This window comes from Geoalkalibacter subterraneus, assembly GCF_000827125.1.
GTDB lineage: Bacteria > Desulfobacterota > Desulfuromonadia > Desulfuromonadales > Geoalkalibacteraceae > Geoalkalibacter_A > Geoalkalibacter_A subterraneus.
The window spans coordinates 20,786-36,385 of sequence record NZ_CP010312.1; the positions used below are offsets into that span (position 1 = coordinate 20,786).

Here is a 15,600-nt window from a genome sequence, read left to right on the forward strand (position 1 = left end):
AGATATTTGATATGCGTATTTGGGCCTTCATTCTCACCGTTTTTCTTTTGGCAGGGTGCAGCACCATGCACAAAAGTCCGACCCTGCAGGACAAAATGGAAAAAGACTACAGTGCGGTACTCGAAGCGGAAAAAACTCCGCCGCCTTCGGTTGTTTTCTTTATAGAAGAACACGATTCCCTGGAAAGATTCAAAAATCACCCGGCTGCGCAAGACCAGATCAATTTGGTCAGCGGCGGAGGCGAGAGTCTGGCAAACATCGTTCGGCTGATTCAGATGCAGACCTCCCTGGTGATGGTTCCCAAAGACCTCGAAAATATCGATGCAGGAATTGTAAGTTTTCGCAAAATGCCTCTTTTAAAAGTGCTGCAGTTTATACGCAGCCGCTATGACGTTGAGTTCAACTACGACCGGCAAGCCGATATTTTTGAAGTCAAAAAAGACATCACCCGCCGCATCATTCTGCCACCGATTCTTGACTCCCAATCGGGAGTTATCGGTGGCGAAGACGGGGTAAGCGTCGCGGCAGAACCAGATCATCTGCGAGATATCATTATGGAGACCGCAAAAACTCTGGAAGTCCAGGTAGTTGCGGTCAGCGAAACTACAGGTTTGATGCACCTCAAAGGCCGCCCCTCCAAGGTGCGTGAACTCTCGCGCATTATTGAGTCTGAAGCCACAGAAAGGCTTAAGTTTGTCACCTTGCACGTCATGTTTCTTGAGGTGCGGCGCAACAATTCCTTTGACCGTGATTTTCGACTGGAATACCTGCCCAACCTTTCATTTCTCGGCAACGATGTGTTTGGAACATTCAAATTCGCCATGCCTGTCTCTCTTCTGCCCAACGATCAAAATTCATCCGGCTCCACTCAATCGCTGGCTGGAAACGGACAGTCCTCAGACGATCAGCAAGGCGGGATTCCTGTACCTTCAAGTGATAACGGGGACACAAATGGCGACGATGGATCTGGACTTTTGCCGGCTGTGGCAGGAAGCAGCATGTTTGTTCCCACCGACAAGGCAAGCGCGGGCGTGCGCGGCAGCAAGTTTGCCTCTCTTCTGACGCTTCTTGAGCAGTGGGGGGACAGCGAACTTGTGACAGCCCCTGCAGTTATGACGCCCAATGGCGTGCCGGTAAGCTTCGATGTGGTCGATGAGATAGGCTACTGGGAACCCGGCGATATCGACACGTCCCTGGGAGACTCTTTCGGAAAATCAATCACCGAAGGCAAGCCCGAATTTGTCAGCGACGAGGTGGGATTGAAACTGCGAATTCGCCCCAAAATCATCGAAGATGCCGCCACAGGGGATTTCATGGTGGAACTCGATATCGCACTGGAGAACTCCAAGGTCAGAGAATACGCCTCGATTCAATGGCAGAGATCTTCCGATACCGATCCGGTAATGCTCTCAAAACCATTGAAAAGCACCAAAAGGGTTTCTTCCCGAGCAGTGCTGCGTCCGGACGAACTGCTTCTGCTTGCGCGGCTCGACAATAAGGATAATGCAGGGGCCAAGGCGGGTTTGCCCGGAACCGTTGGAAGCGACAGCATTCTGGCCAAGCCTTTTGTCAGCGAGGCTTCCCGCATCAACGAAAGTCAGCTTTTTATCGTCGTTGACGCAATCTTGCCACCCAACTTGACCAACACCAAAGAGGAGCCGGTCGAACAGAAGGTCAAAAACCTCTCGGCCTATCGGTAAGAAGGAAAAGAAGATGCCCAGAAAAAAAGATGAGATCAGCCTGATCATTTTATGTTCCCTGTCCAACCGAGACCTGCTGGAGAAAATCCCCCAGGAAATGGGAGCCAGCTTCGATACCGTTTTCAGTGTCGATGACATCTACCATCATCCGGTGGTCACAAAGAAATATCATGGCTTTGTTTTGGATACGGCCAATGTGCAAAAGCTCGAGAAGCATCAGCGGACAATTATCCAGCGTATGCAGCAGGCATTCCCCATGCTCTTTCTCGATACGACCACACTCTATCAAAAAGAGAACGACCCGCAATGGTTTTGGTCGGATCGTTTTGTTGAGCGGTTTGTTGAAGCCGTCAACAAGTTTTCTCCCCGCCCGGTCAGAAATCAGGCCCGGGTCAGGTTGCCGCTGCATGGGCATATCTGCATGGCCTCTCACTTCAAAAACAGCTTACGAGTTGTTACAGAGAATATTTCCGAGGGGGGCGCTTTCTTGCTGCTCAACGAAAGCGAACGCTTTGAAACAGGGGATATGGCATGGGTCAAAATAAGCGAGATCTGCGAAGATAATCCGATAAAGGCTTCAGTGCGGTGGGTTTCCAAGTGGGGCGAAAACGGCAAATTTCCCGGCGTTGGCGTTGAGTTTGTGCGGATTGAGACGGAACATAAAGAAAAAATCAAACAGATTCTTGAACAGGCAAAAAACGAGCAGGAGTCGTCATTGTCGCCAGAGGGAGTTGTAGATGCGATTTAATAATCAAAAAGGTTTGGCTTTACTGGAAGTTGTGATTGCCGCAGCCATTGTTGCCATCATGGGCTCTGTCGGCATGGTGAGTTGGGCACAAATCTCGAACGTGAAATCTCAAAAAAATACCGAGCAAAACATCCTTGCGGCCAAATCAGCCTACATCCAGCACTACGAAAATACCGGCTCAAGGGCTTCCTCGCTTCAGGATCTGGTCTACCTGATCGGCAAGGCTCCCCGGGACGGATGGAGGCAGCCTCTGACCCTGTGGGAAGATGTCTCTTATGACCCGGACGGAAACGGCGCCGTCGAATATGACGCCGTGATTATCTCTCCCGGCCAGGATACGGTTGTTGACTCCTCGGTTGACGCATCAGGGAACCTAACCCTTTCCAGCAAAGATACCGCGACACTGGTCTCCCTTGAAACCCAGCGCCTTGAAAAGCTCGACCAGGCGGCAGAGGAGATGAAGCTTATCCTTCAGGCCGCTTTGTCCTACTACGACAAAACCGGCACGAAGCCTTCGACCATCGCAGACCTTGACGGGCACATCCCTTTTAACAGAAAGGACAGCTCAGGCAACCTTCTGGACCCCTGGCGCAGTCCCTATCAGAGTCAGGACAGCACTTCTGCACCGGGCGGTTTTTTCAGCGTATCGAGTTACGGTCCCGATCGCAGCGGATCAACCTCCGACGATCTGGAGAATTTCGTTCCGCAGTCTCAATACGACGGGGTGGCGCGCAATGTTTCCCTGCGCAGGATCGCTTCAGCAAATGCGGCATTGAGTATTTACGAAACAAACTGGGGCGACCCCGGCTGCAGCACAGACCCGGCTCAGTGCGTGACGTACCTGGTGGTGGACCCTCTCGGAAACGCCTTGATGGACGGCAAAAACGCCTACGATGCGTGGGGACGCATTTTGATCTACGATGCGTCTCTTGGAGGCTTTTTTTCCACAGGTCCTGATGGAGACAGCTCTACCTTATCGGACAACGTTCGTTGAGGGGATAGTAGCGGCGGCGGCAGTTCGTCGCTCCCAGAATGCTCTACCCCTCAAGGCGTCTACCCGCCAGAAACACCTCCCGGTGGTGGTCCTCCCGGTGGCGGACCTCCCGGTGGCGGCCCTCCCGGTGGTGGTCCTCCCGGTGGTGGTCCTCCCGGTGGCGGACCTCCCGGTGGCGGACCTCCCGGTGGTGGTCGCTGGAAATGATAAAAAACAAAAACAACGAGGAGACTTTCTTTGGAACCCGCACCCTGTTTTTTAAACAAAGAGCCCGAAGGCAACGACGTGTTGGACCTTAAATATCTGCTGCAAAAAGCGGTTGAAAAAGGTGCGTCGGATCTGCATATCACAATAAACAACCCTCCGCGGATGCGTATTGACGGAGAGCTTTGCAATGCCGGGACTCAACTGCTTGATGCCTCTCAGACGCAAGAGCTGTGCATGCAGATTCTTTCCCCGGAACAAAAAAAACAGCTGCAGGAAGGAAAAAAAGAGCTTGATTTTGCTTTTGAGATAGAAGGCGTCAGCCGTTTTCGGTGCAACATCTTCCATAATCTCAAAAGCATCTGCGGGGTTTTTCGCGTCATTCCCTATAAGATCTTGAGTTTTGAGGAACTTGGTCTTCCGCGGATCGGATTCAGTATGATCGATGCTCGTCCCGGCCTGGTGTTGATCACCGGAGCAACCGGAAGCGGCAAGTCTACGACCCTTGCGGCCATGGTAGATAAGATCAATTCGGATAGAAATCACCATGTTTTGACCATAGAGGATCCGGTCGAATTTGTTCATCCAAAGAAGAAAGCCATCGTTACCCAGCGTGAGGTTGGGGTCGACACGGACAGCTTTGCCTCGGCCCTGAAATATGCCCTGCGTGAAGATCCCGATGTTGTGTTGGTAGGGGAGATGCGTGACCTTGAAACAATCTCCAATGCGCTGACCATCGCAGAGACAGGGCATCTCGTTTTAGCCACTCTGCACACCAACTCGGCCGTGCAGTCAATCAATCGCATCATTGATGTTTTCCCCTCCCACCAGCAACCGCAGGTCAGAACTCAGCTCTCCTTTGTGCTAAAAGGTGTCTTTTCACAAAAACTCGTTCCTGCCGCCAACGGATCTGGCCGGGTTCTGGCCCTTGAAACACTTTGCCCCAACAATGCGATAAGGCAGTTGATTCGTGAGGACAAGCTTCATCAAATTGAATCTCACATGCTTTCAGGTCAAAGATCACACGGGATGCAAGTTATGGATATGCACCTGGTTTCTCTAGTAAAAGAGGGGAAAATTCGTAGGGAAACAGCCATCCAACATGCCAAAAACCCAGAAGACATGCAGTCCGAACTGCCGCAGACCGGCCTTGGTTTTTAACGGAGAACAAAAATGCCTCAATTCAAATACGTTGCACGCACCGCGGACGGAAAGAAAAAAACCAAGGGAGTCATGATTGCCTCCTCCAAAATCGATCTGGCAAACAAAATTGAGTCCCAGGGAGACTTTCTGATCTGGTGCGAGGAAAAAAACAGCGAGGAAAACTCCCGAGCTTTCATGGATAACCTTTCGAGAATTTTCCAGAAAAAGGTTCCCAAAAAACATGTCGCCGATTTTCTGAAACAACTCAAGGTTTACATCAGAGCCGGCATCGCAATCCCGGCAGCTCTGGAAGAAACCCAAAAGACGACAGGGAATAAAAAGTTTCAAGAAATCATCCAGTCGGTCAAAGCGACAATCGAAAACGGAGAAACTTTGGCTGAGGCGCTGGCAACCTTTCCCGGCGTTTTTGATACCATGCTGGTTGAATCTATCCGGATGGGGGAAGAAAGCGGGAGTTTGCCAGAGGTCATTCAAGGGCAATCCGACAGGTTGGCTCGCGAAGCAAAATTGGTCTCAAAGATGAAAAGCCAAAGCGTTTATCCGGTACTGCTTTGCACAATCGTTTTTACGCTGCTGATTGTCATGAACACCATCATCGTTCCGAACCTTATGAATTCCTATGAGAGCTTTCTTCCCAAGGGAGATGTTCCCCCAAAAACGGCATTGATTATGGGAATCAATCAATGGCTGATGGACTATGGATGGCTTCTCCCTTCTTTCATGGTGGTCTTTTTCTTCAGCTTTGTCTTTGCTGAACTTCATCCGGCAACAAAAAAATTGAAAGACGCATTTAAGCTCAAAATACCAATCATCAAAACGTTTATCCTCTACAGCAATCTCTCTCGTGTCTGTGACGGGATAAAGGTCGGGTATTCCTCCGGGATGCCGATAACAAAAATCCTGCAATTTCTGGAAAAACACGTCAACAATATGGTTGTTCAGGAAAGAGTTCGTGGAATTTATACCGAAATAATCAATGGGACAACTTTCTCTTTAGCTGTGAAACAGAACCATCTCGATCATGTTTTTTCTTCTCTAGCCTCGGCAGGAGAGGGGACAGGTAATCTGACTTACACCATGGATATCGGGATGGACCACTATAATGAAAAGCTCGACTCTCTGATCGGCGTTGCCACAACCGTCGGAAGCTTTATGGTCGTTATATTCCTGGGGCTTATTGTCATGTTTACCGTTATGTCGATCATCATACCAATGTACGAACTACCTTCAGCATTGATATGAGGAAGGGGTAGAGGTGATGAATAAAACAGTTTGGGACAACATTAAACAAGCCACCCTGTCCCAGCCGGTTCCAACCGAAATTTATCTGCCGGCAGGAGACTCCTCCAAAATTGTTCAGTTCGATGGTGTTCTTCGTGTCAAGAAAAAGCCCTACATCCACTTCAGACTGGTGGGGCATGACCAGATTCTGAAAGAAATAAAAGTAGGTCAGATCGCTCTTATCAACACCGATCCGATAGACGGGAATTTCTTCTCTGCCGCCATCATCGAGCATATTGCTCCCGGCGGGGTTCTTCTCAGGCTCTACGATGAAAAAAGAGGTCCCTTAAGAGTTGATGCAGAGTGCCCCGTTGAAATGACCTTTTTCACCATCGACCAAGAAAAAGAAGACTATGAAAAACATCTACAAATTCGGGTCGGAAAAACGCTCAATATATCAAAAGAAGGAATTCTGGTTAATTCCGACTTGCCAATGCCTGTCGGTATCACAGTCGTTTCGAAAATCTTCATTGATGAACACAGCACTCCGATTATGGTAACAAGCAAGGTTCTGCGGTGTGAGGAAAACATCTCCAACAGTTACCATGTCGCTCTTGAGCCGATATATTGTAGTTCCCAGGAGTTGGAAAAAATTGAACATTTCTGTTTGGTTCAAAAATGCCGGCAACTTCAATCCTCAGAAATTGAAATCTAAAAGGGCCTGATTATGTCTTTTTTAAACACCGTGAGAAATAAAACCGCCAATGTGGTTGAAAAGGAAAAAGAGGAAGAAAAAAACTTTCGACTTGGAGACCTGCTTAAAGAACAGGGTTTACTGTCTGATCGCGACATTCAGATCATTGCGACAGAACAAAAAGCAATCGGAGGTCGTTTCGGCGAAATCGCTCTGAATCTCGGGCTTGTCAATGAGACTCAGATCACCCAGGCGCTGGCTAAGCAGGCAGGCATGCAGTATTTCGATCTTCGCTCAGAAGATATCGATGTCGATGCCGCCCAGTTTATCGATTCCGAAAAATCCAGGGAACATGAAATTCTCCCTCTGGCCTTAAACGACAATACGCTTCTCGTTGGGATCACAGAGCCGACCAATGTAAAAAAAAGGGATCTGGCCAAAAAGTTTCTTGGCCAGCATAAACTCGAATTTTGCGCCATCGACAAATCAGAACTATTTCTGGTCCAATCGCGGGTTTTTCCGGATCTCAACTTCCAGACCAAGGCGCTTGAACTGGCAGAACAGATGGGCAAGGACCAGAACAAGGATACAAGCTCTCTGACTCCCCGCCTGGTCAACGCGATCGTCTGGGACGCACTCTCCAATAAAGCAAGCGATATCCACCTTGTTTATGGCGGCGATATCTTTCGCATCTTCTATCGCATTGCCGGGGCTTTGCGCTACATGTACGGATTTAAACCTCAACTCTACTCCCGGGTTGCCGCCCAGATCAAGCAGGCCGCGGGCATGGAACCCGGAGACAAACTTCACGCCCAGGGCGGGAATTTCAATTTCCAGACCGGATCGCGCACGGTCAACACTCGTGTCAGTAAACTCCCTACGGTGCCCCTGCAAGAGGGCGAATCACTGGTTTTGCGCCTTCTTGACCAAAACAGGGTTTCTCTCAACCTTAAAACACTTGGGTTCTACCCTGAAGACGTTGAAAAACTCAAGAAATCCTGCACCATGCCCTACGGCATGATTCTCTGCACAGGCCCAACCGGCAGCGGTAAAACAACGACTCTCTACTCCATGCTCTCAGCCATCAGCGCGTTTGACACCAAAATACTGACCATCGAAGATCCGGTGGAATATCAGCTCCCCGGAATCTGTCAGGTTCAAGTCAACGCCCGAGCGGAGATCACCTTCGCCTCGGCCTTGAGAGAATTTCTGCGCCAGGACCCGGACGTAATTCTCGTAGGCGAGACTCGAGATCCGGAAACCGCAAAAATCTCCATTCAGGCGGCTTTGACAGGACACCTTCTGTTCTCAACTCTTCATACCAACGATGCAGCAGGCGCTATCCCACGACTGCTTAACTATGATGTCGATATCAACGGGTTGCAGTCCTCTTTGGCCGTCATTATTGCTCAGCGCCTGGTGCGAAAACTCTGCAAGCACTGTCACGAAGAAAGGCCTCTGACCGCAGACGAAAAAGAGCTTTTTCTGCGCCACAGCGTCAAAGCCCCGGAAACCGTGCGTATTGCCTCCGAGAAAAAAAGCAGCACCTGTAAATTCTGCAACGGCGGGTACTCCTCTCCCACCATTATCTACGAAACTATTTACATGGATGAAGACCTGCGCGAGATGATCCGCAAAGGCATCTCCCATCGGGAGTTTCAGAGCGCGGCAATCAAAAAGGGGATGAAAACCATGATTCAGTGCGGTCTGCAAAAGGTGGCAGACCATACAACTTCTTTTAGCGAAGTGCTCAAGGTCACGAGGGTCGGCTAATGATCGATATCTACTTCACGACGTTTCTTGCGGTCATGGGTGCCGTAATCGGGTCTTTTCTGAATGTTGTCATTTATCGATTGCCACTTGGGAAAAACTGGGCAAACGGGCGCTCGGCCTGCCCAAAGTGCGAAGCTCCGATCACTTGGAAACAAAACATTCCTGTTTTGAGCTACCTTGTCCTAAAAGGACGCTGCGCCCGGTGTCGCAAACCTATATCCGTGCGCTATCCGCTTGTTGAGATGGTAACGGCCGCTCTTTTTGGGGCGGCCTATCTCGAATTCGGCTTCGGGTCTGATCTTGCGGCCAGTCTGCTTCTGATCGTCACATTGGTTGTTATCACTGGAATTGACATCGATCACCAGATCATTCCGGACGTGATTACCTACCCGGCTGCAGTTGCAGGGGTGCTTTTCGCTTTTTCGAACAACTCCCCCGAGTTAGCTGATGCTCTGATTGGTGCAGCAACAGGCTATGGCGTTTTCTTCGCACTCAATTGGACTTACATTCTTGTGCGCAAACGTGAAGCCATGGGAATGGGTGACGCCAAGCTTTTTGCTGTTCTTGGACTTTTTCTGGGATGGCAGGCTCTTTTGCCTATCTTCATCGTCGCCGTTTTTTCCTGCTTCTTTTTTATCCTTGCCCACGCGCTCGTTTGCAAGGGAACCCCACCCAAAATTCTTCCGTTCGGCCCCTTTTTGTCCCTTGGCGGATTGAGTTGTCTTTTCTTCGACCCCGCCGCTATCCAATCCCTACTGTTCAGATTCTGAAAATGGCCGGGAAAATCTTTAAATAGGGCAGAAAATAGCACTTATTCGACAGTAAGAAGCCCTGAAGTCTGCGCTACTCTCTTGCAAAAGTGGATTTTCTGCAACCAGGAAAATTGAAGCTGCGGCCATCACGAGAATGCTGACTTTAACGCCGCTGGGGTCATCAAGCACAGAGGCGTTAACGCATTGCTCGCGGGTGAGATCCAGTTCAAACAGCCGCGCAAAAGCGGTATACGGAAACAACCAGGGGTGGGACGACCCGAAGTTACGCTCGGAAGAGAGGATGTCAGTCGCACGCGGCAACCGTCGCAGGCGCAGACCTCGTTGACCCGAGAAGAACCCCCACTACAACCAATACGGTTTAGTGGCGGGAGCGTTTATAACACATTCTTGCAAAAGGAGGCAGTCGTGAAGAAGTCTTGATTAATGGTGCTGTTTTTCTCGCTGTTTTTTGTGCAGGGGGGATGGGCAGCCTCGCCACCGCATACGCTCGATTTTTCGTTCGACAAAACCAGCCCTGCCGTTCAGAACAACGATGATTATGCGGTCAGGATGACCAACATCCACGTCGCAGGTGAAGCTTCGGACGACATAAACTATTACGAGATAGCCTGCGAGACTTACGGCCCGGATGGGGCAAGGGTTTTAGGCAGTTTTACCAACTGGCGACAAGTCTCCTATGTCGAAAACAAATTGATAGTCGTCTCTTTGCAAACAAACCGCGCACCGGGCACCTTTACGGTTGTAGTGCGTGCGAAAAACCAAGGAGCCCCGGACGATCAATATATTGAGACAACCAAAACCTTCGAGGTAACAGCAGCTGCAGCACCTCACACACTCGATTTTTCGTTTGATAAGGCCAGCCCTGCCGTTCAGAACAACGATGATTATGAGGTCAGGATGACCAACATCCACGTCGCAGGTGAAGCTTCGGACGACATAAACTATTACTATTACGAGATAGCCTACGAGACTTACGGCCCGGATGGGGCAAGGGTTCTAGGCAGTTTTACCGACTGGCGACAAGTCACCTTTGTCGGAGACAAATTTGTGGTCGTCTATTTGCATACAGCCTACGCACCGGGCACATATACGGTTGTAGCACGTGCGAAAAATTACCAAGCCCCGGACGATCAATACATTGAGACAACCAAAACCTTTGAGGTCTTAGCCGCGGATTCCCCAACCGCAGCAAGCCTCTCCGTAGAGGGTCCTGTTTACCAGGACACCGCCACAACAGCTCAGGCTTCGGTAGAAGGCCCAGGTATCTACACTTACCGCTTCTGGCACGATTCGGGCAGTGGATACACGCTGCTTAGCGACTGGTCCAGTAGCCTGTCTGTGAGCATTCCCGCTTCGGAGACGGCAGAGGTTGGCACCAATCGGGTCAAACTCGAAGTACAGGCCCAGGACAGCGGCACCATCACGGTACGCACAGCGTCCTACCAGGTCGAGCTGGGCGATAATGTCCCGTTTGAATTCGACCCGCCGGAGAAAAACGATCCGGCCTATGCGCCGGAGGTCGGAAAAGGTCGCGTGTTTATCATGCTTGAAGCGTTCTGAATGACGTAAAACAAAAACCCCGACCTGGCTGTGTGCCGGATCGGGGTTTTTGTTTTAAATTCAGTGCCAGATCAGTTCGAACGGGCAAATTTCAAAAGGTTACTATCTATCTCATACCAGCAGACAATGCCCATGTTTTTAAGACTCTCCATGGCGCTGTGCACATCAAACCTCACCTTATTCAAAGGTCTCTCAGGGCTTATGCGCGCCAGTTCCTTGATTTTGCCCAGATGAATTTTGGAGGGCTCTTTGACCGTGGCATCGTGGGAGTTGATATAGCAGTGAAGCCATCGAGCCAGATCCCCTTTGATGGTTCTGCGAACCGGCCACTCAATACGGGTAAATTCCAGAGCAAAAAGTTTCGCCATGCCCGGGTCGATCATGACCTTGTATTTTTTGCGCGAAAAATCGTAATCGAAAGACGTGATAAATCCTCCGGCAAAGTGACGAAAGTCGCTGATAATTTCAATCGTCACTTTTTTAAGCCGCCTCATACTCTCCTTGAGCCTTTCGTAATTGTTCTTCCCCTTGCTTTTGCCCAAGACATCAAGAATATCCCCTGCAGTCAGATACAGGGGATGATAGAGGTCTTTGTCGCGAAAAAAATGCAAAACGGCCAGCCAAACATCGAGATCTCGCTGATCGAGGGTCTCGCCGGTGAAAAGGATGCGGTTTCCTTTCCAGCAGCGAACCTCGTGGTTGACCATCCATTCACGCTTGACTCCCTTAACGGCCATTCCAAAAACTTCGGATCTCACAATTTCGTTGGGAATCGCTCTTGAGTCATTGGACCAGGCCGGCAATTTTTCGGCCTGAGCAATGATTCTTTTCTTCGTCTGTATCAGAGAGAATTCAAGAGTTTCCTCCATCCGGAGGCTGGACGGCTGTGCCATGGGTGTGCCTTCTGCACCGGCGCCAAAATTTAAGCTTGCTTGCTGCATTAATAAAACTCCGTCATGATTTCTGAAGACGTTTCCAATCGCGCGATGCACTCCCTATTTAGGCGGCAGGCAGCGGTCGCGGTACTGGGGAGGGATCTTGTATTTGTGAGATTCAAGAAGCGCAATGTCTTCATCCGTTAAATCTTCTCCATTCCGGCAATATTTCATCCACGCCCTGTCCAGCGCAGAGAGATCTGGCCCTTCACTGCGGACAGAGGCATTTGATTTTCGTTCGTTGAGAAAGTCGCGGGCTTTTTGTAGAGCCTGATTTTGGTCTGAATTCTGTTGCGCGAGCTTGGAGGATTCTTCGTTGATGGGAAAAACTCCGACTTTTGGCCCATCTTCAGTCGTTTTTTTGTCAGATACGGATTTTTGACAGGGCCTATCCCCCTTTTTGAAGGGGCAGGGTTTTTTCTTTGCACAAGGAGTCTTTTTTTCCTCCTCCGTGCGTTCTCCCCAGATAATCTCCGGAAGCCTTTGATTTTGAGCCCTGATGACATGATCGGGGCGAGTCACTAAAAGAACGGCCCCTGACGCTTCGGGGGAAACAACGCCGTAGCCTGTTTCATAAGCCCACTGCTGAGCGGGTTCTTGCCCATGCGTTAAAAAAGGGGAAACCTCTTCCACCGACTTGCCGGCACATCCCAAATTAACTCCGACCACAAAAGCAAGCAGCGTTCCAATATAAACCTTGCTCATGAAAAATACCTCCAGGAAACCCACTACTTCAGTAATGGGAGGAATGGAGCTACGCCGTCAGGCGTATGAATAGCCATCCGCTTTATGCAGCAGCCGGCAATGTCGCCAGCCGATGCCTTGAAGGGTGGCTACCTCCGTTTTGATGTTGAATGAGCCGGTAGCGCGAACCGCTACCCGCCCGACGTAAGTCCCTGCTTTCCTTCCCGCTACTACAACCGCCTTAACAATGTCGCCGGTTGTTATCAAGAACGAATACTTGTTGCATACTGTTACCGTACTTTCTCCGCTTACGCGGGTGATGTTTCCCTCGCCAATGTTATCCAACGGTTTGTCGGCAACCGCACCGACTTAACCCCTTACGTCTGTTTAATGGTTGCCCGTAGAGCCTGGGGCTGGGAAATGCACTCCAGGGTACCTATGTATTCGCCGGTAACGTAGCTGAAAGACCTGAGAGGCTTTCAGCTGAGGCTGGTCAGGTTAGGGCTTGCAAACCATCGACTTTAGTCGTGGGTTCCTGACCTTTTCTATGTCCTCCTAAGAAATCCCGGGTAGAGACGCAAAAATCCCTCCGGCTTTTGCCACGACGTTTTTGACCCATTGGGCGACAGCAGGAGATTGGAGTGAGTACCATCCTCCCGCCACAAAGGCTGTAAACAGCAAGACCAACCTGAACATTTTGTTGATTCCTTTCTTTGGCGATTTGTTTGACCACCAAAGGGTAACGGCAAAAGGATCCAAAGTTTCCTTTGAATAAGGCGGAAAAAACGGTTTATTCGGGAGGTTGTTTGAAAAAGAAAGCGTGTATGATTTGCGCCATGAATTTACTTTTCTGGCGAAAAAAACCTAAGAAAACAGCCATGTGGGAGGATGAAATCCCACGATACCCGCCTTTTGCCCGAGGACTTCCACTGGCGCCGGTCGATGTGCTGCTTGAGCATCAAGCGGAGAAGATCTCCCAAATCCGGGAAGCTATGCGCTCTGGCGGGGAGATTTTCGACAAATTCTATATGCCAATGCTCAGGCGTTATGCAGCTTTTGTCCATCTGCTGCCGGCCAGCGAATCTCACCACCATCGCGGCGCAGGCGGACTTTTGCGCCACGGACTCGAAGTCGCCCTGTGGTCGGTGCAAGCGTCAGACCGCGTGATGTTCGGGCATAACTTGACCGCTGCAGAGAGAAAAAAGGTTTTGCCACGCTACGAAATGGCCACCTTTATCGCAGGACTTACACACGATTTGGGTAAGCCTATCGCCGATATGGAGGTGGTTGACTCAACGGGCAACCATTGCTGGAACCCTTTTGGTAAAGACATTGTGTTGTGGGGCGAGCAGGCAGGAATTGATCGTTACTACATTCGTTGGAGAACAGCGCGAGAGCATAAGCAACATGAAAAATTCTCCGCCCAGGTTTTACGAAAAATCGTTCCCGAAGAGATTGAAAACTACCTGATGGATGCAGGCGTTGGCGCAGACCCTTTCCAGAAGATGCTTGATACCATCATGGGGACAGTTACCGGCAAAAACGTCATCTACGACATTGTGTATAAGTACGACAAGGAAAGTTGCGCCAAAGACCTGAGAGAGAATTCGACAGGATCGGATCTGGGTTCTCAGTATGGCGTACCGGTCGAACGGTATCTGCTCGATGCTATGAGGCGATTGATCAAAGACGGAGTGTGGGAGCACAACAAGCGCGGAGCAAGGCTCTGGATGCTCGATTCCCAGCTTTATTGCGTTTGGCCTCATGGCGCAAAAGACATTACCGAATACCTCAAAAGAGACAATATTCCAGGGATCCCGCAGGACCCGAGCACTATTGCTGAAATTCTGCTCGATCGCGACTTTATCGTGCCTGCAGAGGGCGACACGCGCCGAGTTCTGTGGCAGATAAGCCCTGAAATTCTGTGCGAGAAGCGTCCGACCCAGCTTGGCGCTATCCGGTTTAGTGCGCCAGATCTTCTTCTTGACCCGGCCCCCGCTTCCGTCCCGGGCTTTGTGACCAGTGAAATACTGAGTGACGCCCGCGAACAGGACGTCTCGCAAGAGACGGAAGCACAAGACTGCAAAGAGCCTTCTGCATCCCCGCCCCCCACAATGGAACCTGCACCACCCGAACCGTGGAATGAACCCGCAAGCTCGGAGTCCAACTCGGACGACAAAGAGAAGCATCCGCAGGGTACTGAGAAGCCCTCAGTAGAGAAGCCGAAGGTTCCGGCGGAACAGGGGAAGAGTCACAAGGCTGCGAAAAAGGGTAAGGAGCCGGCCCAGTCAAAACAAACTCAAGGTCCCAAAGCTCCTCCCTTGCCGGAGATTATCGCAGATGAGGAAGGCGAAACATCCCAGGGGGCGGCTCAAAACAAGGGATTTGAAAAACCTTGCTCTGGGCAGTATGAAATACAGGAAAAAATCCAGGATGCAAGATCCTTTTTCGAGGAAATCAAGGGCGTTGGTCCTATCTTCGAGGCTTTTGCCGAGGACCTGGCGGCAGGGAGAAAAAAGTGGGGGCAAGATGCCACACTTTACGAAAACAACTGCCTGGCCCTGGCACATCCTCGCGCTTTGAGCGGATACGGTCTCGATATCTCAGCCATCACAAAAGAGCTTCTGGAGCAGGAATGGATTCTGCCGGACCCCGCCAGTTCAGGACTCAAGGCGGTTCGGGAAATAGACGCCTTCGGGAGAAAAAATGCCAAGGCATTGATTGTCAACAAGGATATAACCGCGCTGGTTCTGACCCTGAGCGAGCCTGGCGGCAAAAAACAAAAGCCGGCCGTTCCGTCCAAATCAAATCCACCGGCACCGACTACTGTTGCGCAAGAAAAGGAAGGAAAGACAAAAGGGGAAAATTTACCCCCTGAGAAACAGAAGGCGCCAGAAGATGAACTCACAGAAATAGAGATCATCACCCGCGCTCTTAAAGAAGAGATCAAGGCGAACCCAACTTTCATGGGCGTTAAATACTCTTCGGCAGGGATTTGTGTGCGCCAGAAAGATTTTGAGGAATGGGTGAAGATTCTCGGGGTTTCAAAACGAGGAATTCTGAAGCTGACGCTGGCCGGAGATATCCGCGAAGGAGATGGCCCCGAAGCTGAATATTACATTATTGCGAACTAAAAATTGACAGCGACGG

13 protein-coding genes are annotated in these 15,600 nt (G+C 50.4%); 11 read left to right on the forward strand and 2 right to left on the reverse strand.

Annotated features, from left to right (window positions below; genetic code table 11):
• Positions 1-11: 11 nt before the first annotated feature.
• From GSUB_RS16510 to GSUB_RS16555, 10 genes are all read left to right on the forward strand, one after another.
• Positions 12-1,700: a secretin GspD/PilQ domain-containing protein gene (locus tag GSUB_RS16510; RefSeq protein WP_040202740.1), complete on the forward strand. Its 1,689-nt coding sequence runs from the start codon at positions 12-14 to the stop codon at positions 1,698-1,700.
• A gap of 13 nt (positions 1,701-1,713) precedes the next feature.
• Positions 1,714-2,448, forward strand: coding sequence for a PilZ domain-containing protein (locus GSUB_RS16515; RefSeq protein ID WP_040202741.1), 735 nt, complete (start codon positions 1,714-1,716; stop codon positions 2,446-2,448).
• Entirely contained in the window at positions 2,438-3,442 is a 1,005-nt protein-coding gene (locus tag GSUB_RS16520; protein ID WP_040202742.1) for a hypothetical protein, read from the forward strand. Before GSUB_RS16515 ends, GSUB_RS16520 begins: the two co-directional genes overlap by 11 nt.
• Complete coding sequence (locus GSUB_RS19480) at positions 3,405-3,704, forward strand: hypothetical protein (protein ID WP_158414119.1); 300 nt, start codon at positions 3,405-3,407, stop codon at positions 3,702-3,704. The genes GSUB_RS16520 and GSUB_RS19480 overlap by 38 nt, the downstream gene beginning before the upstream one ends.
• Before the next feature lie 23 nt (positions 3,705-3,727).
• Entirely contained in the window at positions 3,728-4,807 is a 1,080-nt protein-coding gene (locus tag GSUB_RS16530; RefSeq protein WP_040202986.1) for a type IV pilus twitching motility protein PilT, read from the forward strand.
• A 12-nt stretch (positions 4,808-4,819) separates the two neighbouring features.
• Complete coding sequence (locus GSUB_RS16535) at positions 4,820-6,052, forward strand: type II secretion system F family protein (protein ID WP_040202744.1); 1,233 nt, start codon at positions 4,820-4,822, stop codon at positions 6,050-6,052.
• A 16-nt stretch (positions 6,053-6,068) separates the two neighbouring features.
• Positions 6,069-6,746, forward strand: a complete 678-nt coding sequence (locus GSUB_RS16540; protein ID WP_040202745.1) for a PilZ domain-containing protein — start codon at positions 6,069-6,071, stop codon at positions 6,744-6,746.
• A gap of 12 nt (positions 6,747-6,758) precedes the next feature.
• Entirely contained in the window at positions 6,759-8,498 is a 1,740-nt protein-coding gene (locus GSUB_RS16545; RefSeq protein WP_040202746.1) for a GspE/PulE family protein, read from the forward strand.
• A complete protein-coding gene (locus GSUB_RS16550; RefSeq protein WP_040202747.1) occupies positions 8,498-9,268 on the forward strand; it encodes a prepilin peptidase in 771 nt (256 codons plus the stop codon). Before GSUB_RS16545 ends, GSUB_RS16550 begins: the two co-directional genes overlap by 1 nt.
• 426 nt (positions 9,269-9,694) lie before the next feature.
• Positions 9,695-10,831, forward strand: a complete 1,137-nt coding sequence (locus GSUB_RS16555; RefSeq protein WP_040202748.1) for a hypothetical protein — start codon at positions 9,695-9,697, stop codon at positions 10,829-10,831.
• A 71-nt stretch (positions 10,832-10,902) separates the two neighbouring features.
• Here the strand turns inward: GSUB_RS16555 and trfA are convergent, their stop codons facing one another.
• Together trfA and GSUB_RS16565 are read right to left on the reverse strand one after the other, a co-directional pair.
• Entirely contained in the window at positions 10,903-11,724 is an 822-nt protein-coding gene (gene trfA, locus GSUB_RS16560) for a plasmid replication initiator TrfA (protein ID WP_158414120.1), read from the reverse strand.
• Between the two features lie 102 nt (positions 11,725-11,826).
• Complete coding sequence (locus GSUB_RS16565) at positions 11,827-12,471, reverse strand: hypothetical protein (protein WP_040202750.1); 645 nt, start codon at positions 12,469-12,471, stop codon at positions 11,827-11,829.
• 785 nt (positions 12,472-13,256) lie between these two features.
• Between GSUB_RS16565 and mobH the strand changes: the two genes are divergently transcribed.
• Complete coding sequence (gene mobH, locus GSUB_RS18330; RefSeq protein ID WP_144402092.1) at positions 13,257-15,584, forward strand: MobH family relaxase; 2,328 nt, start codon at positions 13,257-13,259, stop codon at positions 15,582-15,584.
• Positions 15,585-15,600: the final 16 nt, after the last annotated feature.